The sequence below is a fragment of the Halomonas eurihalina genome (genome assembly GCF_008274785.1).
GTDB classification, from domain to species: domain Bacteria; phylum Pseudomonadota; class Gammaproteobacteria; order Pseudomonadales; family Halomonadaceae; genus Halomonas; species Halomonas eurihalina.
In genome coordinates, this window is record NZ_VTPU01000011.1 from 93738 (window position 1) to 117462 (window position 23725).

35 protein-coding genes are annotated in these 23725 nt (G+C 61.4%); 1 reads left to right on the top strand and 34 read right to left on the bottom strand.

Annotated elements, in window-relative coordinates; translation table 11 throughout:
- Positions 1-54 precede the first annotated feature (54 nt).
- Together ssb and FZZ93_RS12185 are read right to left on the bottom strand one after the other, a co-directional pair.
- Positions 55-645 carry a single-stranded DNA-binding protein gene (ssb, locus tag FZZ93_RS12180; RefSeq protein ID WP_149322600.1) on the bottom strand — a complete coding sequence of 197 codons (591 nt, stop codon included), beginning with the start codon at positions 643-645 and terminating at the stop codon, positions 55-57.
- 93 nt (positions 646-738) lie between these two features.
- Positions 739-2133 (bottom strand): MFS transporter, encoded by a 1395-nt coding sequence (locus FZZ93_RS12185; protein WP_149322601.1) that lies wholly within the window; start codon positions 2131-2133, stop codon positions 739-741.
- A gap of 157 nt (positions 2134-2290) precedes the next feature.
- Between FZZ93_RS12185 and uvrA the strand changes: the two genes are divergently transcribed.
- The gene (gene uvrA / locus FZZ93_RS12190; protein ID WP_149322602.1) at positions 2291-5158 is read left to right on the top strand and encodes an excinuclease ABC subunit UvrA; all 2868 of its coding nucleotides are present in this window, start codon (positions 2291-2293) and stop codon (positions 5156-5158) included.
- Between the two features lie 164 nt (positions 5159-5322).
- On the opposite strand, the gene rplQ is transcribed toward uvrA, so the two are convergent.
- The 32 genes from rplQ to rpsL form a co-directional block, all read right to left on the bottom strand.
- Positions 5323-5706, bottom strand: coding sequence for a 50S ribosomal protein L17 (rplQ, locus tag FZZ93_RS12195; protein WP_149322603.1), 384 nt, complete (start codon positions 5704-5706; stop codon positions 5323-5325).
- A 39-nt stretch (positions 5707-5745) separates the two neighbouring features.
- Positions 5746-6744 carry a DNA-directed RNA polymerase subunit alpha gene (locus FZZ93_RS12200; protein ID WP_149322604.1) on the bottom strand — a complete coding sequence of 333 codons (999 nt, stop codon included), beginning with the start codon at positions 6742-6744 and terminating at the stop codon, positions 5746-5748.
- A gap of 82 nt (positions 6745-6826) precedes the next feature.
- On the bottom strand, positions 6827-7447 hold the full coding sequence (rpsD, locus tag FZZ93_RS12205) for a 30S ribosomal protein S4 (protein WP_149322605.1): 621 nt from the start codon (positions 7445-7447) through the stop codon (positions 6827-6829).
- 12 nt (positions 7448-7459) lie between these two features.
- Positions 7460-7846, bottom strand: a complete 387-nt coding sequence (gene rpsK, locus FZZ93_RS12210) for a 30S ribosomal protein S11 (protein ID WP_013331014.1) — start codon at positions 7844-7846, stop codon at positions 7460-7462.
- A 39-nt stretch (positions 7847-7885) separates the two neighbouring features.
- Positions 7886-8242: a 30S ribosomal protein S13 gene (gene rpsM, locus FZZ93_RS12215; RefSeq protein WP_149322606.1), complete on the bottom strand. Its 357-nt coding sequence runs from the start codon at positions 8240-8242 to the stop codon at positions 7886-7888.
- Between the two features lie 206 nt (positions 8243-8448).
- Positions 8449-8562, bottom strand: a complete 114-nt coding sequence (rpmJ, locus tag FZZ93_RS12220; protein WP_008959154.1) for a 50S ribosomal protein L36 — start codon at positions 8560-8562, stop codon at positions 8449-8451.
- A gap of 52 nt (positions 8563-8614) precedes the next feature.
- Entirely contained in the window at positions 8615-9946 is a 1332-nt protein-coding gene (secY, locus tag FZZ93_RS12225) for a preprotein translocase subunit SecY (RefSeq protein ID WP_149322607.1), read from the bottom strand.
- Positions 9947-10381, bottom strand: coding sequence for a 50S ribosomal protein L15 (gene rplO / locus FZZ93_RS12230; RefSeq protein WP_149322608.1), 435 nt, complete (start codon positions 10379-10381; stop codon positions 9947-9949). It lies immediately after the preceding gene.
- A 3-nt stretch (positions 10382-10384) separates the two neighbouring features.
- On the bottom strand, positions 10385-10567 hold the full coding sequence (gene rpmD / locus FZZ93_RS12235) for a 50S ribosomal protein L30 (protein ID WP_013331010.1): 183 nt from the start codon (positions 10565-10567) through the stop codon (positions 10385-10387).
- A 5-nt stretch (positions 10568-10572) separates the two neighbouring features.
- Positions 10573-11073, bottom strand: a complete 501-nt coding sequence (gene rpsE / locus FZZ93_RS12240) for a 30S ribosomal protein S5 (protein WP_149322609.1) — start codon at positions 11071-11073, stop codon at positions 10573-10575.
- Positions 11074-11084: 11 nt separating this feature from the next.
- Positions 11085-11435 (bottom strand): 50S ribosomal protein L18, encoded by a 351-nt coding sequence (rplR, locus tag FZZ93_RS12245; RefSeq protein ID WP_149322610.1) that lies wholly within the window; start codon positions 11433-11435, stop codon positions 11085-11087.
- Positions 11436-11444: 9 nt separating this feature from the next.
- Positions 11445-11975 (bottom strand): 50S ribosomal protein L6, encoded by a 531-nt coding sequence (rplF, locus tag FZZ93_RS12250; protein WP_149322611.1) that lies wholly within the window; start codon positions 11973-11975, stop codon positions 11445-11447.
- A gap of 9 nt (positions 11976-11984) precedes the next feature.
- Entirely contained in the window at positions 11985-12377 is a 393-nt protein-coding gene (gene rpsH / locus FZZ93_RS12255) for a 30S ribosomal protein S8 (protein WP_149322612.1), read from the bottom strand.
- Positions 12378-12409: 32 nt separating this feature from the next.
- Positions 12410-12715: a 30S ribosomal protein S14 gene (gene rpsN / locus FZZ93_RS12260; protein ID WP_149322613.1), complete on the bottom strand. Its 306-nt coding sequence runs from the start codon at positions 12713-12715 to the stop codon at positions 12410-12412.
- Between the two features lie 10 nt (positions 12716-12725).
- Positions 12726-13265, bottom strand: coding sequence for a 50S ribosomal protein L5 (gene rplE / locus FZZ93_RS12265; protein ID WP_149322614.1), 540 nt, complete (start codon positions 13263-13265; stop codon positions 12726-12728).
- Positions 13266-13283: 18 nt separating this feature from the next.
- Positions 13284-13601 (bottom strand): 50S ribosomal protein L24, encoded by a 318-nt coding sequence (gene rplX, locus FZZ93_RS12270; protein ID WP_149322615.1) that lies wholly within the window; start codon positions 13599-13601, stop codon positions 13284-13286.
- Between the two features lie 14 nt (positions 13602-13615).
- Positions 13616-13987, bottom strand: coding sequence for a 50S ribosomal protein L14 (gene rplN, locus FZZ93_RS12275; RefSeq protein ID WP_013331002.1), 372 nt, complete (start codon positions 13985-13987; stop codon positions 13616-13618).
- Between the two features lie 52 nt (positions 13988-14039).
- The gene (rpsQ, locus tag FZZ93_RS12280; protein ID WP_013331001.1) at positions 14040-14300 is read right to left on the bottom strand and encodes a 30S ribosomal protein S17; all 261 of its coding nucleotides are present in this window, start codon (positions 14298-14300) and stop codon (positions 14040-14042) included.
- 1 nt (position 14301) lies between these two features.
- Positions 14302-14493: a 50S ribosomal protein L29 gene (gene rpmC / locus FZZ93_RS12285; protein ID WP_013331000.1), complete on the bottom strand. Its 192-nt coding sequence runs from the start codon at positions 14491-14493 to the stop codon at positions 14302-14304.
- Positions 14493-14906, bottom strand: coding sequence for a 50S ribosomal protein L16 (gene rplP / locus FZZ93_RS12290; protein ID WP_149322616.1), 414 nt, complete (start codon positions 14904-14906; stop codon positions 14493-14495). The genes rpmC and rplP overlap by 1 nt, the downstream gene beginning before the upstream one ends.
- Positions 14907-14921: 15 nt before the next feature.
- Positions 14922-15620, bottom strand: coding sequence for a 30S ribosomal protein S3 (gene rpsC / locus FZZ93_RS12295; RefSeq protein ID WP_149322617.1), 699 nt, complete (start codon positions 15618-15620; stop codon positions 14922-14924).
- Between the two features lie 11 nt (positions 15621-15631).
- Entirely contained in the window at positions 15632-15964 is a 333-nt protein-coding gene (gene rplV / locus FZZ93_RS12300; RefSeq protein ID WP_013330997.1) for a 50S ribosomal protein L22, read from the bottom strand.
- An 18-nt stretch (positions 15965-15982) separates the two neighbouring features.
- Positions 15983-16258 (bottom strand): 30S ribosomal protein S19, encoded by a 276-nt coding sequence (rpsS, locus tag FZZ93_RS12305; protein ID WP_013330996.1) that lies wholly within the window; start codon positions 16256-16258, stop codon positions 15983-15985.
- Between the two features lie 33 nt (positions 16259-16291).
- Complete coding sequence (rplB, locus tag FZZ93_RS12310) at positions 16292-17122, bottom strand: 50S ribosomal protein L2 (RefSeq protein ID WP_149322618.1); 831 nt, start codon at positions 17120-17122, stop codon at positions 16292-16294.
- 17 nt (positions 17123-17139) lie between these two features.
- Complete coding sequence (rplW, locus tag FZZ93_RS12315; protein ID WP_013330994.1) at positions 17140-17436, bottom strand: 50S ribosomal protein L23; 297 nt, start codon at positions 17434-17436, stop codon at positions 17140-17142.
- Positions 17433-18041, bottom strand: a complete 609-nt coding sequence (rplD, locus tag FZZ93_RS12320; RefSeq protein ID WP_149322619.1) for a 50S ribosomal protein L4 — start codon at positions 18039-18041, stop codon at positions 17433-17435. The genes rplW and rplD overlap by 4 nt, the downstream gene beginning before the upstream one ends.
- Before the next feature lie 13 nt (positions 18042-18054).
- Complete coding sequence (gene rplC, locus FZZ93_RS12325; RefSeq protein ID WP_149322620.1) at positions 18055-18693, bottom strand: 50S ribosomal protein L3; 639 nt, start codon at positions 18691-18693, stop codon at positions 18055-18057.
- Positions 18694-18849: 156 nt separating this feature from the next.
- Positions 18850-19161, bottom strand: coding sequence for a 30S ribosomal protein S10 (gene rpsJ / locus FZZ93_RS12330; RefSeq protein ID WP_010626466.1), 312 nt, complete (start codon positions 19159-19161; stop codon positions 18850-18852).
- A 163-nt stretch (positions 19162-19324) separates the two neighbouring features.
- Positions 19325-20518 (bottom strand): elongation factor Tu, encoded by a 1194-nt coding sequence (tuf, locus tag FZZ93_RS12335; RefSeq protein ID WP_149322621.1) that lies wholly within the window; start codon positions 20516-20518, stop codon positions 19325-19327.
- Positions 20519-20547: 29 nt separating this feature from the next.
- The gene (gene fusA, locus FZZ93_RS12340) at positions 20548-22668 is read right to left on the bottom strand and encodes an elongation factor G (RefSeq protein ID WP_149322622.1); all 2121 of its coding nucleotides are present in this window, start codon (positions 22666-22668) and stop codon (positions 20548-20550) included.
- A 45-nt stretch (positions 22669-22713) separates the two neighbouring features.
- A complete protein-coding gene (gene rpsG / locus FZZ93_RS12345) occupies positions 22714-23184 on the bottom strand; it encodes a 30S ribosomal protein S7 (protein WP_149322623.1) in 471 nt (156 codons plus the stop codon).
- 124 nt (positions 23185-23308) lie between these two features.
- On the bottom strand, positions 23309-23683 hold the full coding sequence (rpsL, locus tag FZZ93_RS12350; protein ID WP_149322624.1) for a 30S ribosomal protein S12: 375 nt from the start codon (positions 23681-23683) through the stop codon (positions 23309-23311).
- Positions 23684-23725 lie beyond the last annotated feature (42 nt).

Genomic DNA, 23725 nt, shown 5'->3' on the forward strand with positions numbered 1-23725 from the left:
CGTCGAAGCGGGGCGTTTCCTGGGTCATGACAACTCCCCGACGAAGGGGATGCCTTAGAACGGGATCTCGTCGTCGAAATCATCGAAGCTGCCCGGATCCGGAGCGCCGTAGTTACCACCCTGCTGGCCGCCCTGGTTGGGGGCCGGCTGCTGCTGCGGAGGACGCTGCGGCTGACCACCACCATAGTTGCCACCCTGCTGCTGTGGCGGTTGCTGCGGCTGGCCACCGAAGCCACCCTGCTGTTGCTGCTGGGGCTGAGGCTGGCCGCCACCGAAACCGCCCTGCGGGGCGCCGCCCATCTCACCACCGCGCGAGTCGAGCATCTGCATGTCGTTGGCGACGATCTCGGTGCTGTAACGGTCCTGACCGTTCTGATCCTGCCACTTGCGAGTCTGCAGGCGCCCCTCGATATACACCTTGGAGCCCTTGCGCAGGTACTGCTGGGAAATCTCGGCCAGCTTGTTGAACATCACCACCCGGTGCCACTCGGTACGTTCCTGACGCTGACCGCTCTGACGGTCGGTCCAGGTATCGGTGGTTGCCAGGTTGAGGTTGGCCACCGCGGTACCGGAGGGCGTGAAGCGCACTTCCGGGTCCTGCCCGAGGTTGCCGATGAGTATGACCTTGTTGACGCCACGGGCCATGGTTGACTCCTTATCGAATGCGTAGTGCTGCGGATTCCTTGGCGCCGGTACACCGGCACCACCATCATGTCAGGGTCTCACGACCCGGCGGGTTCAAACACCGTCCTGTTTCTCGCCCCGGGCGACCAGTGCCGCCAGGGCCTGCTCATCGAGATGCTGACGGTCGACCTTGAGGTAGGCCAGCTGTTCCTCGGGTACCACCATCACGTCCTCGACCCCGGCGACATCGGCGAACTTCGCCATCAGGGTGTCCAGGGCGTCGTCGCGATGTCGCTCGTCCAGTGCGACCACTTCACTGGAAAGATGCCGTGGCGGCGCCATGCCGACCATCAGTACCAGCCAGACGCCTCCCAGCATGGCACATCCCGCGAATACTGCGGAGAGCCCCCACTGCTGGGACAACCAGCCCCCCAGCACGCCGCCCAGGAAGGCCCCCAGGAACTGGCTGGTGGAGTAGAGCCCCATCGCCGTTCCCTTGGCGCCGGCCGGCGCCAGCTTGCTGAGCATCGACGGTAGGGTGGCCTCGAGCAGGTTGAAGGCGGTGAAGAACACCAGCAACCAGACCAGCAGGCCACGCAGCCCCTCGGCGAAGCCGGCCAGGCCGATCAGGCTCAGGGTGATCGCCATGATGGCGCCCAGGCACATGGTCTTCATCCGGCGTTGTTTCTCGGCCACGATCACCAGCGGTACCATGGCGACGAAGGCCGCCGCCATGACGCCGAGGTACACCCAACCATGTTGCGCACTCTCGATCCCGGCATCGACCAGACGGAATGGCACGGCGATGAAGATCGCCATCAAAATAAGATGCAGGGAAAAGATCGAGACATCCATACGCCACAGGTCGACCCGCCCGAGGATACTGGCGAGCTGGCCGCGGTCCAGTCCCACATCGCGATGACGGCTGCGCCGAGGGGCTGGCGGCACCAACTTCCACAGCACGGCCAGCCCCACGGCGGAGAGGCCGGCGGTGAACCAGAACACGCCGGTCAGGCCGAAGTGTGCCGAGACCAGCGGCCCCAGCACCATGGCCACGGCAAAGGCCACGCCGATCGACAGGCCGATAGTGGCCATGGCCGCGGTGCGTACCTGCTCGCGGGTCTGGTCGGCCAATAATGCCATGATCGCCGCCGCCACTGCGCCACTGCCTTGCAGGCAGCGCCCGAGGATGATGCCGGCGATGCTATCGGCCTGGGCCGCCACCAGGCTGCCGATCATGAACAGACAGAGCCCGAAGGCAATGACCGGCTTGCGCCCGATACGGTCGGAGACCAGACCAAACGGGATCTGCAGAGCGGCCTGGGTCAGGCCGTAGATGCCGAGCGCCAGGCCGACCAGCAACGGTGTCGCACCGCTCAGGTTCTCGGCGTGCAGCGCCAGCACCGGCAGCACCATGAACAACCCCAGCATTCTCGAGGCGTAAAGCCCCGCCAGGCCGGCAATGGCACGGCGCTCGGAAGCCAACAGCAGTCCAGAGACCTTTCGCATAGGAATCGCGTTTCCGTGAACGGGCTGGCGCCCTTGAATGGACCGCATATTCTAGCCGTTCGTCACCACCCGGGGAAAGCCAAAGCGAAGTAGGGCTTTGCCGGGGCCACGAGCGGCCACGTATAATCGAACTTTTGCCGCGTCTCGCGAGGTGGGAATGGACAAGATTCTGGTCAGGGGTGCGCGCACCCACAACCTCCAGCAGATCGACGTCGAGTTGCCGCGGGACAAGCTGATCGTGGTCACTGGCCTGTCCGGTTCGGGCAAGTCGTCGCTGGCCTTCGACACCCTCTATGCGGAGGGTCAGCGCCGCTATGTGGAGTCGCTCTCCACCTATGCCCGCCAGTTCCTGTCGATGATGGAAAAGCCGGACGTCGATCACATCGAGGGGTTGTCGCCAGCGATCTCCATCGAACAGAAATCCACGTCCCACAACCCTCGTTCTACCGTCGGCACCATCACCGAGATCTACGACTACCTGCGCCTGCTGTATGCCCGCGCCGGTACGCCGCGCTGCCCGGAGCATGGCGAGGATCTCGAGGCCCAGACCATCTCGCAGATGGTCGATCAGGTCACGGCCCTGCCCGAGGGCAGCAAGCTGATGCTGCTGGCGCCAGTGGTCAGTGGTCGCAAGGGCGAGCACTTGCAACTGCTCGCCGAACTGCGCGCCCAGGGCTTCGTGCGCGCCATGGTCGATGGCCAGGTGCTCGAACTTGACGACATCGCTCCGTTGGACAAGAACAAGAAGCATGACATCAGCGTGGTGGTCGACCGCATCAAGGTCCGCGAAGGCCTGTCGCAGCGTCTGGCCGAGTCCTTCGAGACGGCGCTGGGGCTGGCCGATGGCACCGCCGTGGTGCATTTCATGGACGGCGAGGCCGAGGATATCGCCTTCTCGTCACGCTTCGCCTGCCCAGTGTGCGGTTACTCCATCGCCGAGCTCGAGCCGCGGATGTTCTCCTTCAACAATCCAGCCGGCGCCTGCTCCACCTGCGATGGCCTGGGCGTCCAGCAATTCTTCGCGCCGGACAAGCTGATCAGTCACCCGGAACTGTCGCTTGCCGAGGGCGTGATCAAGGGCTGGGACCGGCGCAGCGTCTACTACTTCAACCAGCTCCAGGCAGTAGCCAACCACTATCGCTTCACCCTGGAAACACCCTGGCAGGAGTTGGCGCGCCACGAACACGACATCATCCTCCACGGCAGCGGCAGCGATGACATCGCCTTCAGCTACGTCAACGACCGTGGCCGCAAGGTGGTCCGGGAGCACCCCTTCGAAGGGGTGCTGCCCAACATGCAGCGCCGCTACCGGGAAACAGAATCCAGCGCGGTGCGCGAGGAGCTCTCCCGCTACATCTCGACCCAGGCCTGCCCCGCCTGCCAGGGTAGCCGGCTGCGCAAGGAATCTCGCCACGTCTACATCGATGAGCGTACCCTGCCGGAGGTGGTCGGCCTGCCCATCGGCGAGGCACTGGACTATTTCCAGGGACTCTCGCTGCCCGGCCGCCGCGGCGAGATCGCCGAGAAAATCCTCAACGAGATTCGCGCACGGCTGGAATTCCTCGTCAACGTGGGGCTCGACTATCTCAACCTGGAACGCAGCGCCGAGACGCTTTCCGGCGGCGAGGCCCAGCGCATCCGCCTGGCCAGCCAGATCGGTGCCGGCCTGGTGGGCGTCATGTACATCCTCGACGAGCCCTCCATCGGCCTGCACCAGCGCGATAACGACCGCCTGCTCCAGACCCTGGAGCGCCTGCGCGACCTGGGCAATACCGTCATCGTGGTCGAGCACGACGAGGACGCCATCCGGGCCGCCGATCACGTGCTCGACATCGGCCCGGGAGCCGGCGTGCATGGCGGTCGCATCGTCGCCCAGGGCACGCCCGACGATATCATGGCAACACCGGACTCCTTGACCGGCCAGTATCTGGCCAGGCAGCGTCGCATCGAGATACCGCCCTGGCGCATCCCCGGCAACCCCGAGAAACAGCTCGTGCTGTCCGGCGCCTCCGGCAACAACCTGCAGGATGTCACCCTGACGCTGCCGCTGGGGCTCTTCGTCTGCGTGACCGGCGTCTCTGGATCCGGCAAGTCGACGCTGATCAACTCGACGCTGATGCCCATCGCCGCCCGCGAGCTCAACCGCGCGACCGCGCTGAGCCCCGCCGCCTACGAGAGCATCGAAGGTCTCGAGGCGCTGGATAAGGTCATCGACATCGACCAGAGCCCCATCGGTCGAACCCCTCGCTCCAACCCGGCCACCTATACCGGCATCTTCACACCGATCCGCGAACTCTTCGCCGGCACCCAGGAAGCCCGAGCACGCGGCTACAAGCCGGGGCGCTTCTCCTTCAACGTCAAGGGCGGGCGCTGCGAGGCCTGCCAGGGCGAGGGCATGATCAAGGTGGAGATGCACTTCCTGCCGGATATCTATGTGCCCTGTGATGTCTGCAAGGGCAAGCGTTACAACCGCGAGACCCTCGAGATCGCCTACAAGGGCAAGAGCATCCACGAGGTGCTCGAGATGACCGTCGAGGAAGCCCTGGAGTTCTTCTCGCCGGTACCGGCCATTGCCCGACGCCTGCAGACGCTGATGGACGTGGGCCTGTCCTATATCCGTCTCGGCCAGAGCGCCACCACCCTGTCCGGCGGCGAGGCACAACGCGTCAAGCTCGCCCGCGAGCTAGCCAAGCGCGATACCGGCAAGACGCTCTACATCCTCGACGAGCCGACCACCGGCCTGCACTTCGAGGATATCCGCCAGCTGCTCACAGTGCTGCATCGCCTGCGCGATCACGGCAACACCATCGTGGTCATCGAGCACAATCTGGACGTGATCAAGACCGCCGACTGGCTCATCGACCTGGGCCCCGAAGGCGGCTCCGGCGGCGGGCGCATCATTGCCGAAGGCACACCCGAGCAGGTCGCCCAGCAGGAAGTCTCGCATACCGGCCGCTTCCTCAAGCCGATGCTGGAACGCGCCACGAGCGGCGAGCCGCGAGCCACAAGCAGCGCGGAGGCCTGAGCCGGGCGCGAAGCTCAAACGAGTGACCCGAGCTCGTAGCTCGTAGCTCGTCTTCCAGGCGCGTAGCGCCGCTCTTCCAGCTCCCGGCGAAGCCGGGCGTAAAAAAAACCGGCTCCCCTCGGGGAGCCGGTTTTCGTACCGGTCTTGGTCGCGCGACGCGAGGATCAGTCCTCGGCGGCTTCCTCGACGACCGGACGGTCGACCAATTCGACGTAGGCCATGGGGGCGTTGTCGCCGGTGCGGAAACCGCACTTCAGTACCCGGACGTAACCGCCCGGGCGCTCGGCGTAACGCGGACCCAGCTCGTTGAAGAGCTTGCCGACCGTTTCCTTGGAGCGGGTACGGCTGAAGGCCAGACGCCGGTTGGCGACGCTGTCCTGCTTGGCCAGGGTGATCAGCGGCTCGATATGACGACGCAGCTCCTTGGCCTTGGGCAGGGTTGTCTTGATCACTTCGTGCTCGACCAGCGACACGCACATGTTCTTGAACATGGCCTGACGATGTGAGCTGGTGCGATTCAGGTGACGACCACTCTTACGATGACGCATGGTTGTGATTCCTTACCAAACTGGGACTCGAGTCGACGCTCACGCGGAGGCCTTGTCGTCCTTCAGGCTAGCGGGTGGCCAATTTTCCAGCCGCATACCGAGGGACAGACCGCGGGCGGCCAACACGTCCTTGATCTCGTTCAACGACTTCTTGCCGAGGTTCGGGGTCTTCAGCAGCTCCACCTCGGTGCGCTGGATCAGGTCCCCGATGTAATAGATATTCTCGGCCTTCAGACAGTTGGCGCTGCGAACGGTCAACTCGAGATCGTCCACGGGGCGCAGCAGGATCGGATCGATATGATCCTCTTCCTCCTCGACTTCCTGTTCCTTGTCGGCTTCCAGGTCGACGAACGCTGCCAGCTGCTCTTGCAGGATGGTGGCGCTGCGACGGATCGCCTCTTCCGGATCCAGGGTACCGTCGGTTTCCAGATCGATGATCAGCTTGTCGAGGTCGGTGCGCTGTTCAACACGCGCCGCTTCGACGGAATAGGAAACGCGACGCACGGGGCTGAAGGTCGCATCCAGCTGCAGGCGGCCGATGGCGCGAGACTCATCGTCGGCATCGCCACGCACGTCGGCCGGCTCGTAGCCACGGCCACGCGCGATCTTGAGCTGCATCTTCAGCTCGGCACCCTCGTTGACGTGGGCGATGATGTGCTCGGGATTGACGACCTCGACATCATGGTCGAGGGCGATGTCGCCCGCAGTCACAACGGCCGGGCCCTGCTTGTTCAGCGAGAGCACCGCCTCGTCGCGGCTATGCATCTTGATCGCCACGTCCTTGAGGTTCAGGAGGATTTCGATGACATCTTCCTGGACACCCTCGATCGCGCTGTACTCATGGTCGACACCGGCAATCTCGACCTCAACCACGGCACAGCCGGGCATGGACGAGAGCAGGATACGACGCAGTGCATTCCCCAGCGTGTGGCCGAAACCACGCTCGAAGGGTTCGAGCACGATCTTCGCGTGGTGTGCGCTGATCTCTTCGACCTTGATATCGCGAGGACGGAGAAACTCTGTCACTGAACGCTGCATATGAACACCTTTCAGGCTGCCAAACGGATACTCGGTTCTGGAAGCCGCTTCCCATCATCGGGAAGCGGCGCGGTCTGGCCGCTTACTTCGAGTACAGCTCGACGATCAGGTTTTCGTTGATGTCGGCAGACAGGTCACCGCGTTCAGGCAGAGCCTTGAAAGTGCCTTCCATCTTCTTGGCATCGATCTCGACCCAGGCCACGTCGCCGCGGTTGGCAGCGATGCCGAGGGCATTCTGGATACGGGCCTGGTTCTTGGCCTTCTCGCGAATGGAGACCACATCCCCCGGCTTGACCTGGTAAGAGGCCACGTTGACGGTCCTGCCGTTGACGGCGATCGCCTTGTGGCTGACCAGCTGACGTGCCTCGGAACGCGTGGAGCCAAAGCCCATGCGATAGACGACGTTGTCCAGTCGGGATTCAAGCAGCTGCAGCAACAACTCGCCGGTTGCGCCCTTCAGACGGGCCGCTTCCTTGTAGTAGTTGCGGAACTGCTTTTCGAGTACGCCGTACATACGACGTACTTTCTGCTTCTCGCGAAGCTGCAAGCCGTAGTCGGAAATACGCTGACGACGCTGGCCGTGCACACCCGGGATCTGCTCGGATTTGCACTTCTTCTCGAAGGGAGTGACACCGCTCTTGAGGAAGAGGTCGGTACCCTCACGACGAGACAGTTTGCACTTCGGTCCAATATAACGAGCCATGAATCTGTCTCCTTAAACGCGGCGTTTCTTCGGCGGACGGCAGCCATTGTGGGGAATGGGCGTCGCGTCGGTGATGCTTTGCACGCGGAAGCCGGCGGCATTGAGTGCACGCACGGCGGATTCACGACCCGGACCGGGGCCTTTGACCAGCACGTCGACGTTTTTCACACCATACTCGGCTGCAGCAGTCGCTGCACGTTCACTTGCCACTTGAGCAGCGAACGGGGTGCTCTTGCGAGAACCACGAAAACCCGAACCACCGGCAGTCGCCCAAGAGAGCGCATTGCCCTGGCGGTCTGTGATCGTAATGATCGTGTTGTTAAAAGAGGCGTGGATATGCGCAACCGCATCCACTACCTGCTTTTTAACCTTTTTACGGTTGCTACGCGGGTTAGCCATGTTGATGTCTATTCCTGTCGTTACGCCAGAACGTGCGTGTTATTTGCGGATCGGCTTGCGCGGGCCCTTGCGGGTACGCGCATTGGTCTTGGTACGCTGACCGTTCAGCGGAAGACCACGACGATGACGCAGACCACGATAGCAACCCAGGTCCATGAGACGCTTGATGTTCAGCGTCACATCACGACGAAGGTCGCCTTCAACGGTATGCTTGCCGACCTCGGCACGCAGGGTGTCCACCTCTTCAGAGGACAGCTCCTGAACCTTGGTGGTCGGTGCGATGCCGGCCGCGACACAGATTTCCTGAGCGCGCGTACGGCCAATCCCGAAGATATAGGTCAGCGAGATCGCCGCATGCTTGTTGTCCGGGATATTGACGCCTGCTATACGGGCCATCAGCTTACTCCGAAGTTTGCGAAAAGCCGCTTGAATGGCGACACGGGCGAATCGCTTGGTTGCGTTTCGCGCCGCTCACCGATTCACTCGGCGTTTTCTTGAGCGGCTTGCTCGTTTAATCATCTACAAAAGGCGCAACAGCATACCCCTTTCCCTATCAAAGGGCAAGGGGCATGCCGGCACCCGGTTCATTACAGCCCAGGGCTTCAGCCCTGACGCTGCTTGTGCCGCGGCTCGCTGCAGATGACGCGCACGGCGCCATTGCGACGAATGATCTTGCAGTTACGGCACATTTTCTTCACGGAAGCTCGAACTTTCATCGTTCTTTCTCCAAATTCGGCTCGCGGCGCGCCAAATCGAGCGGCGGCGCCTTCAGCGCATCATGCCGCCGCTGCCGTAGCCTTTCAGGTTCGACTTCTTCATCACCGATTCATATTGATGCGACATGAGGTGCGACTGCACCTGAGCCATGAAGTCCATGATGACCACAACCACGATCAGCAACGAGGTACCGCCGAAGAAGAACGGCACGTTCCAGGCCACGATCAGGAACTGGGGCATCAGGGAAACCGCAGTGATGTAGAGAGCACCGAACAAGGTCAGACGAGTCATGACCTTGTCGACGTAGCGAGCGGTCTGCTCACCGGGACGGATACCCGGCAGGAAGGCCCCCGACTTCTTGAGGTTGTCGGCGACATCCTTGGGGTTGAAGACCAGCGCTGTGTAAAAGAAGCAGAAGAATACCACCGCCGCCGCGAAAAGCAAGATATAAAGCGGCTGACCAGGACCCAGAGCCTGGGATGCCCGTTGCAGCCACTCCATGCCTTCTCCGGCACCGACCCACTGTCCCAGCGAGGCCGGGAACAGCAGGATGCTCGAAGCGAAGATCGCCGGAATCACACCCGCCATGTTCACCTTCAGCGGCAGATAGCTGCTCTGGCCGGCATACATCTTGTTGCCGACCTGACGACGCGGATAATTCACGGTGAGGCGGCGCTGGCCACGCTCGATGAACACCACGAAGGCCACGGTGGCGATGCCCAGCGCGGACAGGGCCAACAGCGGCAGCACGTTCCAGGCACCATCGTTGCGGGCCAGCTCGAAAGCCTGCCCCACGGCACCCGGCAACCCGGCGACGATCCCGGAAAAGATCAGCAGTGAAATACCATTGCCGATGCCTTTCTCGGTAATCTGCTCACCCAGCCACATCAGGAACACCGCCCCGCTGACGAACGTCACGATGGCGGTGAAATAGAAGCTGAAATCGGCCGTATAGGCGATCCCTTGACTCGCCAGACCGACCGACATGCCGGTGGCCTGGACGAGCGCCAGGAGCACGGTGCCGTAGCGCGTGTACTGGCTGATCTTGCGACGGCCGGCCTCGCCCTCCTTCTTCAACTGCTCGAGCTGAGGCGAGACGGCGGTCAGCAGCTGCATGATAATCGACGCCGAGATATAGGGCATGATGCCCAGGGCGAGGATACTCATGCGCTCCAGGGCACCGCCCGAGAACATGTTGAACATGCCCAGGATGGTGCCCTGCTGCTCCCTGAACAAGGCAGCAAGCTGGTCAGGATTGATACCGGGAACGGGGATGTGGGCACCGATACGGTAGACCACGATGGCGAGGAGCACGAAGCGCAGACGCGCCCACAGTTCACTCAGACCGCTGCCCATCGCCGGCATGTTTCCTGACTTGGCCATTTAGTCCTCTACCTTGCCGCCGGCGGCTTCGATCGCGGCACGGGCACCCTTGGTGACCTTGAGGCCGCGGACAGTAACCGCCTTGTTCAGTTCGCCGGAAAGGATCACCTTGGCGTAGCGCGTGGCATCCTTGAGCACGTTGGCTTGCTTGAGGGTCTCCAGGGTGACGTCGTCACCTTCGACCCGGGCCAGCTCGGCCAGACGGACTTCTTCGGAGGCCAGCGCCTTGGCGGAGGTGAAACCGAACTTCGGCAGACGACGCTGCAGCGGCATCTGGCCGCCCTCGAAGCCGGGCTTCACACTACCGCCACTGCGCGACTTGAGTCCCTTGTGGCCACGGCCACCGGTCTTGCCCAGACCGGAACCCATGCCACGACCGACGCGCTTTTCGGCGTGCTTGGAGCCCGGTGCCGGGCTCAGGCTATTGAGTTTCATGGATTACTCTCCCTCAACACGCACAAGGTAGTTGACCTTGTGGATCATGCCGCGCACGGCAGGGGTGTCTTCCAGTTCAACCGTATGACCAATACGACGCAGGCCGAGGCCCTTCATGGTGGCCTTGTGCTTGGCCAATACGCCGATGGTGCTGCGGGTCTGGGTAACCTTGATCGTTGCTGACATGGTCCTTACCCCGTGATCGCTTCGACTGACAGACCGCGCTTGGCGGCCACGTCTTCCGGCGATTGCTGGGCAGTCAGACCGTTGACGGTCGCCCGCACCACGTTCACCGGGTTAGTGGAGCCGTAGCACTTGGCCAGGACGTCGTGAACACCGGCCAGCTCGAGCACGGAGCGCATGGCGCCGCCGGCGATGATGCCGGTACCCTCGGAAGCCGGCTGCATGTACACCTTGGAGGCACCGTGGCGGGCCTTGACGGAGTACTGCAGAGTGTTGCCGGCCAGGTTGACCTTGACCATGTTGCGACGCGCCTGGTCCATGGCCTTCTGGATCGCCACCGGAACCTCACGAGCCTTGCCGCGACCGAAGCCGACACGACCGTTACCGTCGCCCACGACGGTCAGGGCGGTGAAGCCGAAGATTCGGCCACCCTTGACCACCTTGGCGACACGGTTGACCTGCACGAGCTTTTCCTGCAGATCGCCGTTTTGCTGTTCGTTCTTCGCCATCGTAAAACCCTTTAGAATTCCAGGCCGCCTTCACGAGCGGCGTCGGCCAGGGCCTTGACGCGGCCGTGGTACTTGAAACCGGCGCGATCGAAAGCCACTTGGGTGATGCCAGCCTGCTTGGCGCGCTCGGCAATCATTTCGCCGACCTTGGTGGCGGCGTCGACATTGCCGGTCGCTCCCTCGCGCAGGGCCTTGTCCAGCGTCGATGCACTGGCCAGGACCTTGCCACCATCCGGCGAGATGATCTGCGCATAGATGTGGCGCGGGGTACGATTGACGCACAGGCGATGCACGCCCAGCTCGCGGATCTTGGCACGAGCGCGGCGGGCACGACGGAGACGAGATTCTTTCTTCGCGTTCATAACCCTGCCTTACTTCTTCTTGGCTTCTTTGCGGCGGACCTGCTCGTCGCCGTACCGGATACCCTTGCCCTTGTAGGGCTCGGGCGGACGGAAGGCGCGGATTTCCGCGGCAACCTGGCCGAGTTTCTGCTTGTCCGCACTCTTCAGCACGATCGTGGTGTTCTTCGGCGTTTCGGCCGTGACACCCTCAGGCAGTTCATAGTCGACCGGGTGTGAGAAGCCCAGTGTCAGGTTGAGCGTCTGGCCCTTCGCTTGAGCACGATAACCGACGCCGTTAATTTCGAGGGTCCGGCTAAAGCCCTCGGACACACCAGTGACCAGGTTCTGGACCAGGGCACGAGTAGTACCAACCATTGCCCAGCTCTTGGCAGACTCGCTCGGCTGGAAGGTCAGTTGGCCATCTTCCTGGCCGATCGTCACGTCGGGATGCACGGCCATGGACAGCGAGCCCTGACCTCCCTTGACGGTCAGCTGGTCGCCATCGAGCTTGATCTCGACGCCGCTGGGCAGTTTAACCGGATATTTGGCTACGCGGGACATTCCAAACTCCTAGAATACGGTGCAGATGACTTCACCACCGACACCAGCCTGACGAGCCGCGCGGTCGGTCATCACCCCCTGAGAGGTAGTGACGATCGCGATACCCAGGCCATCGGCAACCTTGGGCAGTGAATCCTTGCCCTTGTAGTTGCGCAGAGACGGCTTGGAGACCCGCTGCAGATGCTCGATGACCGGCTTGCCTTCGAAGTACTTGAGGGTCACGTTCAGCTCGGGCTTGACCGAGCCGCTGACGCTATAGTCAGTGACGTACCCTTCTTCCTTCAGCACGCGGGCCACCTCGATCTTGAGCTTGGAGGACGGCATGGAAACCGTCTCCTTGGTGGCCATCTGCGCATTGCGGATACGGGTGAACATATCCGCCAGAGTGTCTTGCATGCTCATTTACGTTGCGCTCCTGATGATTCTACGTGGCGTTACCAGCTGGACTTCTTGAGTCCGGGCACGTCGCCACGCATGGCGGCTTCACGCAGCTTGTTGCGACCGAGGCCGAACTTGTTGTAGTAACCGTGCGGACGGCCGGTGATACGACAGCGATTACGCTGGCGAACCGGGCTGGAGTCACGCGGCAGCTGCTGCAACTTGAGCTGTGCGTCGAAGCGCTCTTCGTCGGAAGCGTTCACGTCCTGGATAATCGCCTTGAGCTCGGCACGCCGGGCGGAGAACTTCTCCACCAGCTTGGCGCGCTTCGTCTCACGCTCTACCATGCTTTTCTTTGCCATGATCCCACCCTTATTTCTTGAACGGGAAGTTCAGCGCGCCAAGCAGCGCACGACCTTCTTCATCGGTGTTGGCGGTGGTGGTAATGGTGACATCCAGACCACGGATCCGATCGATCTTATCATACTCGATCTCCGGGAAGATGATCTGCTCACGTACCCCCATCGAGTAATTGCCACGACCGTCGAAGGACTTCGGGTTGAGACCACGGAAGTCACGAACGCGGGGGATCGCGATATTCACCAGGCGATCGAGGAAGTCCCACATGCGCTCACGGCGCAGGGTCACCTTGATCCCGATCGGCCAGTCTTCACGCACCTTGAAGCCCGCGATGGACTTGCGCGCCTTGGTCACCAGCGGCTTCTGACCGGACAGCTTCTCCAGGTCGCCGATGGCGTTATCGATCAGCTTCTTGTCGCTGATCGCGTCGCCGATGCCCATGTTCAGAGTCACCTTGGTGATCCGGGGCACCTGCATCACGTTGGCGTAGCTGAACTGCTCTCGCAGCTGAGCTGCCACCTCGTTTTGATAACGTTCTTTCAAGTTCGCCATTTTGCTACCCGACTCGCGTTAAGCGTCGATCTGCGCTTGCGTCGACTTGTAGATACGTACCTTGGTACCGTCTTCCTGAACCTGGAAGCCGACGCGATCCGCTTTACCGGTCTCCTGGTTGAAGATGGCAACGTTGGACGCGTGAATCGGAGCCTCGCGCTCGACGATACCGCCCTGATTTCCCGCCATAGGATTAGGCTTGGTGTGACGCTTGATCATGTTCACACCGGACACCACATAGCGCTCGTCCTTGAGGACGCGCTTGACCGTGCCACGCTTGCCCTTGTCCTTGCCGGCGATGACGATCACTTGGTCGTCACGTTTGATCTTTTGCATATCCGCCTCGCTCCTTACAGCACTTCAGGCGCCAAGGAAATGATCTTCATGAACTTCTCAGTACGAAGTTCACGGGTCACCGGCCCAAAGATCCGGGTACCAACCGGCTGTTCGTTGATGTTGTTCAACAAAACCGCCGCATTTCCATCGAAGCGAATCAGCGAGCCGTCGTTACGACGGACGCCACTACGGGTGCGAACCACAACCGCCTTGAGGACCTGGCCTTTCTTGACCCTGCCGCGCGGAATGGCTTCCTTCACCGTGACCTTGATGATGTCACCGACGCGGGCGTAACGGCGGTGTGAACCACCGAGCACCTTGATGCACTGCACCCGGCGCGCCCCGCTGTTGTCGGCGACATCCAGCATTGTCTGAGTCTGAATCATCGGTTTTCTCCAAACCTAATCTGACTGCGCAGGCTTGACTGGCGTTAGCCGATCAACCCTTGGCCTGTTCGACGACCTCGACCAGTGTCCAGGACTTGTTCTTGGACAGCGGACGGCACTCCTCGATAGACACCGTGTCACCGGCCTTGGCCTGGTTGGTCGCGTCGTGGGCGTGCAGCTTGGTGGAGCGCTTGACATATTTGCCATAGATCGGGTGGCGCTCACGACGCTCGATCATGACGACGATGGATTTGTCCATCTTGTCGCTCACCACCTTACCGGTGAGCGTACGGGCTTTCTTTGCTTCGGCCATCTCAGACACCTGCCTTCTCGTTGAGCACAGTCTTCACACGGGCAATATCCCGACGAACCTGCTTGAGCAGATGAGTCTGGCTCAGCTGGCCGGTGGCCTTCTGCATGCGCAGGTTGAACTGCTCACGGAGGAGTTCGAAGAGCTGCTCCTGGAGCTGCTCGGCTGACTTCTCGCGAATTTCCTGGGCTTTCATCACATCACCGTCCGTTTCACAAAGGTGGTGGAGACCGGGAACTTCTGTGCGGCCAGGCCAAATGCCTCGCGAGCCAGCTCCTCGGATACGCCTTCGATCTCGTACAGGACACGGCCGGGCTGGATCTGAGCGACCCAGTACTCGACGGAGCCCTTACCCTTACCCATGCGGACTTCCAACGGCTTCTTGGAAATCGGCTTGTCAGGGAAGACCCGGATCCAGATCTTGCCACCACGCTTGACGTGACGCGTGATGGCACGACGACCGGCCTCGATCTGACGGGCGGTGACGCGGCCACGACCAGTGGCCTTGAGGCCATACTCGCCGAAGCTTACCTTGTTACCGCGATGCGCGAGGCCGCGGTTACGGCCCTTCTGCACCTTGCGGAATTTGAGACGCTTGGGTTGTAACATCGATTCGCTCTCCCCTTACCTGGAACCTTTCTTCTTGGAGGGCGCGCCTTGCGACTGCTTAGCCTTGGCGCGGACCTCCTCGATGCCCCCGAGGATTTCACCTTTGAAGATCCAGACCTTGACACCGATGATGCCGTAGGTGGTCTTGGCTTCGTAGGTGGCGAAGTCGATATCCGCACGCAGGGTATGCAGCGGCACACGACCCTCGCGGTACCACTCGGTACGGGCGATTTCCGCGCCGCCGAGACGACCGGAGAGCTGCACCTTGATACCGCCGGCGCCCAGGCGCATGGCGTTCTGGACGGAACGCTTCATGGCACGACGGAACATCACGCGACGCTCGAGCTGGCCGGCAATGTTCTGCGCGACGAGCTTGGCATCGAGTTCCGGCTTGCGGACTTCCTCGATGTTGACGTGAACAGGCACGCCCATCATCTGGGAAAGATCACGACGAAGCTTGTCGACATCCTCGCCTTTCTTGCCGATCACGATCCCCGGACGCGCGGTGTGGATAGTGATACGAGCATTGTTGGCCGGACGCTCGATGATGATGTTGCTCACCGAGGCATTCTTCAGCCGTTCCTCGAGGAAGCGACGCACTTCGAGGTCGTTGTTCAGCTTGTCGGCATAGGCGCCGCGCTCGGCATACCAAACCGAGGTATGGTCTTTGACGATACCCAGGCGAATGCCTGTTGGATTGACTTTCTGACCCATCTGGTCGACTCCTACTTCTCGGCTACCTTGACGGTGATGTGGCAGGTGCGCTTCAGGATACGGTCCGCACGGCCCTTGGCCCGCGGCCGGATGCGCTTGAGCGTCATGCCCTCATCGACGCAGATGGTCGAGACACGCAGCTCGTCGATATCCATGCCGTTATTTTCTTCCGCATTCGCGATGGCGGACTGCAGCACTTTCTTGACCAGCTTGGAGGCCTTCTTCGGGGAGAAGGTCAGCAGGTCGAGTGCCTCGGCGACCGGTTTACCGCGCACCTGGTCAGCCACCAAACGGGCCTTCTGGGCGGATAAACGAGCGCCACGCAGCTTTGCTGTGACTTCCATCTCTAATCCTCTCTCGGCTTACCGTTTGGCTTTCTTGTCCGCCGCATGACCGCGATAAGTGCGGGTAGCAGCGAATTCGCCCAGCTTGTGGCCAACCATTTCCTCGGAGACATGCACCGGGACGTGTTGGCGACCGTTATGGACTGCAATGGTGAGCCCGACCATGTTGGGCAGGATCATGGAACGACGCGACCAGGTCTTGATCGGTTTGCGGTCGTTCTTTTCCACTGCAACCTCAACCTTCTTCAACAGGTGAAGGTCAATAAAAGGACCTTTCTTCAGTGAACGTGGCACAGCCGTTACCTCTTGATGTCTTGGCGTTGGATCTTATTTCCGGGCCTTGCGGCGACGGATGATCAGCTTGTCGGTGCGCTTGTTCTTGCGGGTCTTGTGGCCCTTGGTGGGGATACCCCACGGAGACACCGGATGACGGCCACCGCTGGTGCGGCCTTCACCACCACCATGCGGGTGGTCCACCGGGTTCATGGCCACGCCGCGAACCGTCGGGCGCACACCTCTCCAGCGCTTCGCACCGGCTTTGCCAAGCTGACGCAGGCTGTGCTCGGTGTTGCTGACTTCACCCAGGGTCGCACGGCATTCGGCCAGCACCTTGCGCATCTCGCCGGAGCGCAGACGCAGGGTGGCGTAATTGCCTTCGCGAGCGACCAGCTGCGCGCTGGTACCGGCGCTGCGAGCGAGCTGGGCACCCTTGCCGGGCTTGAGCTCGATGCAATGCACGGTGGAACCCAGCGGAATATTGCGCAGCGGCAGGGTGTTACCCTTCTTGATCGGCGCATTCACGCCGGACTCGAGACGATCACCAGCACTCACGCCACGCGGCGCGATGATGTAGCGACGCTCGCCGTCCAGGTACTTGAGCAGCGCGATATGGGCGCTGCGGTTCGGATCGTGTTCCAGGCGCTCGACGATGGCCGGAACGCCATCCTTGGTGCGCTTGAAATCGATGATCCGATAATGCTGACGGTGACCACCGCCCACGTGGCGGGTAGTGATACGACCGTTGTTGTTACGCCCACCGGACTTGGACTGCTTCTCGAGCAACGGCGCGTAGGCGCGGCCCTTGTACAGTTCCTCGCCGACGATCTTGACGACGTGGCGACGACCGGCGGATGTGGGTTTAGTCTTGACGATTGCCATGATCCGTACTCCTGCCCTTATTCGGCGCCAGAGAAGTCTTCAAGCGTTTCGCCGGCGGCCAATGTCACGTACGCCTTGCGATAACCCTTGCGCTGACCGAGACCATTCGCGCTGCGCTTGGTCTTGCCCTTGATGTTCAGCACCTGAACACGGTCGACTTTCTTGCCGAACAGTTCCTGCACGGCGACCTTGATCTCGGGCTTGGTCGCGTCGTCCGCCACCTTGAACACGTACTGGTTGCGCTCGGCGGCCATGGCGGCCTTCTCGGTCACGTGCGGACCCAGCAGCACCTTGAATACACGTTCCTGGTTCATGCCAGCTTCTCCTCGAATTTGCGCAGAGCGGAGACGGTGACCAGCACCTTGTCGAAGGCAACCAGGCTCACCGGGTCGGCGGCGGCGACGTCCACGACATCCACGTTGGGGATGTTGCGAGCGGCGAGGTAGAGGTTTTCGTCAACCTCTTCGGTGACGATCAGCACCTTTTCCAGACCCAGCTCGCCCAGTTTGGCGGCCAGCTGCTTGGTCTTGGGGCTCTCGACGCCGAAAGCATCGACAGCCACCAGGCGCTCCTGGCGAACCAGCTCGGACAGGATCGAACGCATGGCCGCGCGATACATCTTGCGGTTGACCTTCTGAGCGTGATCCTGCGGACGGGCTGCAAAGGTCACACCACCAGCACGCCAGATCGGCGAGCGAATGGTGCCGGCGCGGGCACGACCAGTGCCCTTCTGGCGCCACGGCTTCTTGCCGCCGCCACGCACGTCGGAACGATTCTTCTGGGCGCGTGTGCCCTGGCGACCACCGGCCAGATAGGCGGTGACGACCTGATGCACGAGCGCTTCATTGAATTCTTTGGCGAAGGTGGCGTCGGACACTTCGACGGTGCCGGCACCGGCGCCTGCGAGATTCAGATTCATCGGTTAACTCCCCTCAGCCTGCTTTGACGGTGCTGCGCACGATGACATCGCTGCCGGTGGCACCGGGTACGGCACCCTTGATCAGCAGCAGGTTGCGCTCGGCATCGACACGGACGACTTCCAGGGTCTGCACGGTGCAGCGGGCGTTGCCCATCTGACCGGCCATCTTCTTGCCCTTGAATACGCGACCCGGGGTCTGGCACATGCCGATAGAACCCGGCGCACGGTGGGCCAGGGAGTTACCGTGGCTATTGTCCTGGGTACGGAAATTCCAGCGCTTCACAGCACCTTGAAAACCCTTACCCTTGGAGGTACCGGTCACGTCGACGCGCTGACCAGCTTCGAAGAGGGATACGGTGAGCTCGCCGCCCACTTCCGGAGCCTCGGCGCCTTCGTCCAGGCGGAACTCCATCAGCGAACGACCGGCCTCGACACCTGCCTTGGCGAATTCCCCAGCTTGGGCTTTCGACAGATGCTTGGCCTTGCGGGAGCCGGTTGTCACCTGAACCGCAGCGTAACCGTCTGATTCGACGGACTTCACGCGTGTCACGCGGTTGGGCTCAACCTCGATAACGGTCACGGGCACAGAGGCGCCATCTTCGGTAAAGACACGGGTCATCCCGGCCTTTCTACCGACCAAACCGATAGTCATGCTTAGTCTCCTTTAGTGTACGGGGCTATCACCCGCTATGGCTGCCCTTTCCAGAGCATTCCACTAGCACGTTGTATGACGCCATCCCGGCGTGGCGGCTGCTGAACCTCGATATTTCTGGTGAGGAACGCTGGGCCGCGAGTGTCTAGTGTGGTATCAGTCGAGCTTGATCTGCACGTCCACGCCAGCGGCGAGGTCGAGCTTCATCAGGGCATCAACGGTTTTCTCGGTCGGCTCGACAATATCGAGCACGCGCTTGTGCGTACGAATCTCGTACTGATCACGAGCATCCTTGTTCACGTGCGGCGAGATCAGCACGGTATAGCGCTCGCGATTGGTCGGCAGAGGAATCGGACCCCGAACCTGGGCGCCGGTACGCTTGGCGGTATCCACGATCTCCGCAGCGGACTGGTCGATCAGGCGATGGTCGAAAGCCTTCAACCGAATGCGAATCTTCTGGTTCTGCATTTGCCCTAAACTCCAATGGATCTTGACGGCGCGAGCCGTCAACCCACGCATTCAAAGGATGCGCATTATAGGCGTACCAAAAACGAGAGTCAAACCCTCATCACGGTGCGCAGAAAGGGGGCTCCTTTCGGAGCCCCCTTCGATCGGTCGAGTCGCGTATCGCTTACTCGATGATCTTGGCCACGACGCCAGCGCCGACGGTACGACCGCCTTCACGAACGGCGAAGCGCAGGCCGTCATCCATGGCGACCGGGGCAATCAAGCTGACAACCATCTTGACGTTGTCGCCCGGCATGACCATTTCGACGCCTTCCGGCAGTTCACAGGTACCGGTGATGTCGGTGGTACGGAAGTAGAACTGCGGACGATAGCCCTTGAAGAACGGAGTGTGACGACCACCCTCGTCCTTGGACAGCACGTAGACCTCAGCCTCGAACTTGGTGTGCGGGGTGATGGTGCCCGGCTTGGCCAGGACCTGACCACGCTCGACGTCGTCACGCTTGGTGCCACGCAGCAGGGCACCGATGTTCTCGCCGGCACGACCTTCGTCGAGCAGCTTACGGAACATCTCGACACCCGTAACGGTGGTTTTGGCGGTGTCCTTGATACCGACGATCTCGACTTCTTCGCCAGCCTTGACGATGCCGCGCTCGACACGACCTGTCACCACGGTACCACGACCAGAGATAGAGAAGACGTCCTCGATCGGCATCAGGAACGGCTGATCGATGGCACGCTCCGGCTCCGGGATGTAAGCATCCAGGGCCTTGATCAGGTTGGCAACGGCGGTGGTACCCATGCCGTTGTCATCCTTGCCTTCCAGCGCCATCAGGGCAGAACCGGTGATGATCGGGCAGTCGTCGCCCGGGAAGTCGTACTCGCTGAGCAGTTCACGGACTTCCATCTCGACCAGCTCGAGCAGCTCTTCGTCGTCGACCATGTCGGCCTTGTTCAGGAACACGACGATGTTCGGCACGCCGACCTGGCGAGACAGCAGGATGTGCTCGCGAGTCTGCGGCATGGGGCCGTCGGCAGCGGAACAGACCAGGATAGCGCCGTCCATCTGGGCGGCACCGGTGATCATGTTCTTGACGTAGTCGGCGTGTCCCGGGCAGTCGACGTGAGCATAGTGACGCTCTTCGGACTGGTACTCGACGTGAGCGGTGGCGATGGTGATACCGCGCTCGCGCTCTTCCGGTGCGTTGTCGATGGAGTCGAACGCGCGGGCATCACCGCCGAAGACTTCCGCAGACACACGAGTCAGGGCCGCAGTCAGCGTGGTCTTGCCGTGGTCGACGTGACCGATGGTGCCGACGTTGACGTGCGGTTTGGAACGTTCGAATTTTTCCTTAGCCACTGCTATGACCTCTTTACGTTAGCTAACGGTTAACCGTTCTGATTGATGACGGCTGCAACGACGCTGGACGGCGCCTCTTCGTAATCCGCAAACTCCATGGTGTAGCTTGCGCGGCCCTGGCTTTGAGAGCGCAGATCGGTTGCATAACCGAACATCTCAGCCAGCGGAACGGTGGCACGAATGACCTTCCCGGCGGGAGTGTCATCCATCCCCTGGACCAGGCCTCGACGGCGGTTCAGGTCGCCCATGACATCCCCCATGAACTCCTCGGGTGTCACGACTTCGACCTTCATCACCGGCTCGAGCAGCACAGCCTTGGCCTTGGGTGCGCCTTCCTTGATCGCCATGGAAGAGGCGACCTTGAACGCGGTCTCGTTCGAGTCCACGTCATGGTAGGAACCGTCGAACAGCGTAACCTTGACGTCAATCATCGGGTAGCCCGCGATGACACCGTTCTGGAGCTGCTCATAGGCCCCCTTCTCGACAGCAGGCACGTATTCCTTCGGAACCACGCCGCCGACGATTTCAGAAGCGAACTTGAAGTGCATGTCTTCGTCGTCGCCCTTGTCCTCGGCCGTCAACGGCTCGATGCGCAGATGCACATGACCGTACTGGCCGCGACCACCGGACTGACGGACGAACTTGCCTTCCTGCTCGACACTCTGACGGATGGTCTCGCGGTAGGCCACCTGCGGCTTGCCGATGTTGGCATCCACCTTGAACTCACGACGCAGGCGGTCAACGATGATGTCCAGGTGCAGCTCGCCCATCCCGGAGATGATGGTCTGCCCGGTCTCTTCGTCGGTCTTGACCTGGAAGGACGGGTCTTCTTGAGCCAGCTTGCCCAGCGCCGTACCCATCTTTTCCTGGTCAGGCTTGGACTTCGGCTCGACAGCCACGGAGATCACCGGATCCGGGAATTCCATGCGCTCCAGCACGATCTTGTCGTTCAGGTCGCATAGCGTATCACCGGTGGTGACGTCCTTGAGCCCGATACAAGCGGCGATATCGCCGGCCAGCACTTCCTTGATCTCCTCGCGGGAGTTGGAGTGCATCTGCACGATACGCCCGACGCGCTCTTTCTTCTCCTTGACGGAGTTATAAACGCTGTCGCCCGACTTCAACATGCCGGAGTAGACACGAATGAAGGTCAGGGTACCGACGAAGGGATCGGTGGCGATCTTGAAGGCCAGCGCCGCGAAAGGCGCATTGTCGTCGGCCTCACGGGTCGCGACAGTACCGTCCTTGTCGTCCAGCTCACCTTCGATGGCCTTGACCTCGGTCGGAGACGGCATGTACTCGATCACGCCATCCAGAACCGCCTGCACGCCCTTGTTCTTGAACGCGGAGCCACAGGTAACCAGCACGATCTCGTTATCGAGGGTACGACGACGCAGACCGGCCTTGATGTCTTCCTCGGAAAGGTCGCCTTCCTCGAGGTACTTGTCCATCAACTCTTCGGAGGCCTCGGCGGCGGATTCAACCATCTGCTCACGATACTTCTGAGCGGTCTCTTCCAGCTCGGCGGGAATATCAACCAGGACGTAGTTCATCCCGAAGTTGTCTTCATCCCACTGGATGGCCTTCATGCGAATGAGATCGATAACGCCCTTGAAGTCGTCCTCGGCGCCCCAGTTGATCTGGATCGGCACGACATTGGCACCCAGCTTGCTCTTGAGCTGGTCGATCACCATGAAGTAGTCAGCGCCGGCGCGGTCCATCTTGTTGACGAACACCATGCGCGGCACTTCGTACTTGTTGGCCTGGCGCCAGACGGTCTCGGTCTGAGGCTGCACGCCGGAGCTGCCGCACAGCACCACGACCGCGCCGTCGAGCACGCGCAGGGAACGTTCCACTTCGATGGTGAAGTCAACGTGTCCCGGGGTATCGATGATGTTGATGCGATGCTCATCGAACTGCTTGTCCATGCCCTGCCAGAAGCAGGTGGTCGCCGCGGAGGTGATGGTGATACCACGCTCCTGCTCCTGCTGCATCCAGTCCATGGTGGCAGCGCCATCATGGACTTCGCCGACCTTGTGAGAAAGGCCAGTGTAGAACAGGACACGCTCGGTAGTAGTCGTCTTACCGGCGTCGACGTGGGCTACGATACCGATGTTGCGGTAACGCTTGAGCGGAGTCTTGCGAGCCACGATGTAACTCCCGTTGGTTGGCGATGCGGTTTAGAAGCGTTGAACTTAGAACCGGTAATGAGAGAAGGCCTTGTTAGCCTCTGCCATACGATGCACGTCTTCACGCTTCTTGACGGCCGAACCCTTGCCTTCTGCGGCATCCAGCATCTCGCCAGCCAGACGCTGCTCCATGGTCTTCTCGCCACGGCGGCGAGCGGCGTCCACCATCCAGCGCATGGCCAGCGCCTGACGGCGGGACGGGCGCACTTCGACCGGCACCTGATAGGTCGCCCCGCCGACACGACGAGACTTGACCTCGACCATGGGCTGGATGGTTTCCAGCGCCTTGTCGAAGATCTCCAGCGGCTCTTCCTTGCTACGCTCGGCAACCCTGTCCAGCGCACCATAGACGATACGCTCAGCTACGGACTTCTTGCCGCTGATCATCAGGTGGTTCATGAACTTCGCCAGGCGCTCGCTTCCGAACTTCGGATCCGGCAGGATTTCGCGCTTGGCCGCAACTCTTCTTCTAGGCATGATAAGCCCTCGTTCGAAGGGTCCTTCAGGTAAACCCGAGACTGCCCATGGCGCTCGACCTTACTCTTATCAGACCGTGACTATGATATTTCGGTGGCCGTAGCCGCTACGTCGAATACCTCGATCAGGCCTTCGGACGCTTGGTGCCGTACTTGGAACGGCCCTGCTTACGATTCTGAACGCCGGAGGTATCCAGAGCACCGCGCACCGTGTGGTAACGGACACCCGGAAGGTCCTTGACCCGGCCGCCACGAATCAGGACCACGGAGTGCTCCTGGAGGTTGTGGCCTTCACCGCCGATGTAGGAAGCCACTTCATAGCCGTTGGTCAGGCGCACACGGCAAACCTTACGCAGGGCCGAGTTCGGCTTCTTCGGGGTGGTAGTGTAAACGCGGGTGCAAACGCCGCGCTTCTGCGGGCACGCCTGCAGCGCCGGCACGTCGCTCTTGGCGGGCTGACGCTTGCGCGGCTTGCGCACGAGCTGATTGATCGTTGCCATTTATTGCTCCAAATGGGTTGCCTTGGCGGAAGCGAGTAGCCG

Bases quoted from the DNA above. Each gene is read 5' to 3' on its own strand.
- FZZ93_RS12200 (WP_149322604.1), bottom strand. From the start codon at position 6,744: ATGCAGCGTTCAGTGACAGAGTTTCTCCGTCCTCGCGATATCAAGGTC.
- rpsD (WP_149322605.1), bottom strand. From the start codon at position 7,447: ATGGCTCGTTATATTGGACCGAAGTGCAAACTGTCTCGTCGTGAGGGT.
- rpsJ (WP_010626466.1), bottom strand. From the start codon at position 19,161: ATGCAGAACCAGAAGATTCGCATTCGGTTGAAGGCTTTCGACCATCGC.
- rpsK (WP_013331014.1), bottom strand. From the start codon at position 7,846: ATGGCTAACCCGCGTAGCAACCGTAAAAAGGTTAAAAAGCAGGTAGTG.
- rplV (WP_013330997.1), bottom strand. From the start codon at position 15,964: ATGGAAGTCACAGCAAAGCTGCGTGGCGCTCGTTTATCCGCCCAGAAG.
- secY (WP_149322607.1), bottom strand. From the start codon at position 9,946: ATGGCCAAGTCAGGAAACATGCCGGCGATGGGCAGCGGTCTGAGTGAA.
- rpmC (WP_013331000.1), bottom strand. From the start codon at position 14,493: ATGAAAGCCCAGGAAATTCGCGAGAAGTCAGCCGAGCAGCTCCAGGAG.
- rpsE (WP_149322609.1), bottom strand. From the start codon at position 11,073: ATGGCGAAGAACGAACAGCAAAACGGCGATCTGCAGGAAAAGCTCGTG.
- rplX (WP_149322615.1), bottom strand. From the start codon at position 13,601: ATGCAAAAGATCAAACGTGACGACCAAGTGATCGTCATCGCCGGCAAG.
- rplE (WP_149322614.1), bottom strand. From the start codon at position 13,265: ATGGCGAACTTGAAAGAACGTTATCAAAACGAGGTGGCAGCTCAGCTG.
- FZZ93_RS12185 (WP_149322601.1), bottom strand. From the start codon at position 2,133: ATGCGAAAGGTCTCTGGACTGCTGTTGGCTTCCGAGCGCCGTGCCATT.
- rplP (WP_149322616.1), bottom strand. From the start codon at position 14,906: ATGTTACAACCCAAGCGTCTCAAATTCCGCAAGGTGCAGAAGGGCCGT.
- rpsM (WP_149322606.1), bottom strand. From the start codon at position 8,242: ATGGCCCGTATAGCAGGCGTCAATATCCCGGACAACAAGCATGCGGCG.
- rplO (WP_149322608.1), bottom strand. From the start codon at position 10,381: ATGAAACTCAATAGCCTGAGCCCGGCACCGGGCTCCAAGCACGCCGAA.
- rplD (WP_149322619.1), bottom strand. From the start codon at position 18,041: ATGAATCTGAATCTCGCAGGCGCCGGTGCCGGCACCGTCGAAGTGTCC.
- rplF (WP_149322611.1), bottom strand. From the start codon at position 11,975: ATGTCCCGCGTAGCCAAATATCCGGTTAAACTGCCCAGCGGCGTCGAG.
- rpsG (WP_149322623.1), bottom strand. From the start codon at position 23,184: ATGCCTAGAAGAAGAGTTGCGGCCAAGCGCGAAATCCTGCCGGATCCG.
- rpmD (WP_013331010.1), bottom strand. From the start codon at position 10,567: ATGTCAGCAACGATCAAGGTTACCCAGACCCGCAGCACCATCGGCGTA.
- rpsH (WP_149322612.1), bottom strand. From the start codon at position 12,377: ATGAGCATGCAAGACACTCTGGCGGATATGTTCACCCGTATCCGCAAT.
- ssb (WP_149322600.1), bottom strand. From the start codon at position 645: ATGGCCCGTGGCGTCAACAAGGTCATACTCATCGGCAACCTCGGGCAG.
- uvrA (WP_149322602.1), top strand. From the start codon at position 2,291: ATGGACAAGATTCTGGTCAGGGGTGCGCGCACCCACAACCTCCAGCAG.
- rpsL (WP_149322624.1), bottom strand. From the start codon at position 23,683: ATGGCAACGATCAATCAGCTCGTGCGCAAGCCGCGCAAGCGTCAGCCC.
- rplN (WP_013331002.1), bottom strand. From the start codon at position 13,987: ATGATTCAGACTCAGACAATGCTGGATGTCGCCGACAACAGCGGGGCG.
- rplC (WP_149322620.1), bottom strand. From the start codon at position 18,693: ATGACTATCGGTTTGGTCGGTAGAAAGGCCGGGATGACCCGTGTCTTT.
- rplB (WP_149322618.1), bottom strand. From the start codon at position 17,122: ATGGCAATCGTCAAGACTAAACCCACATCCGCCGGTCGTCGCCACGTC.
- rpsC (WP_149322617.1), bottom strand. From the start codon at position 15,620: ATGGGTCAGAAAGTCAATCCAACAGGCATTCGCCTGGGTATCGTCAAA.
- rpsN (WP_149322613.1), bottom strand. From the start codon at position 12,715: ATGGCAAAGAAAAGCATGGTAGAGCGTGAGACGAAGCGCGCCAAGCTG.
- rplW (WP_013330994.1), bottom strand. From the start codon at position 17,436: ATGAACCAGGAACGTGTATTCAAGGTGCTGCTGGGTCCGCACGTGACC.
- rplQ (WP_149322603.1), bottom strand. From the start codon at position 5,706: ATGCGTCATCGTAAGAGTGGTCGTCACCTGAATCGCACCAGCTCACAT.
- rplR (WP_149322610.1), bottom strand. From the start codon at position 11,435: ATGAACGCGAAGAAAGAATCTCGTCTCCGTCGTGCCCGCCGCGCTCGT.
- rpmJ (WP_008959154.1), bottom strand. From the start codon at position 8,562: ATGAAAGTTCGAGCTTCCGTGAAGAAAATGTGCCGTAACTGCAAGATC.
- rpsQ (WP_013331001.1), bottom strand. From the start codon at position 14,300: ATGGCCGAAGCAAAGAAAGCCCGTACGCTCACCGGTAAGGTGGTGAGC.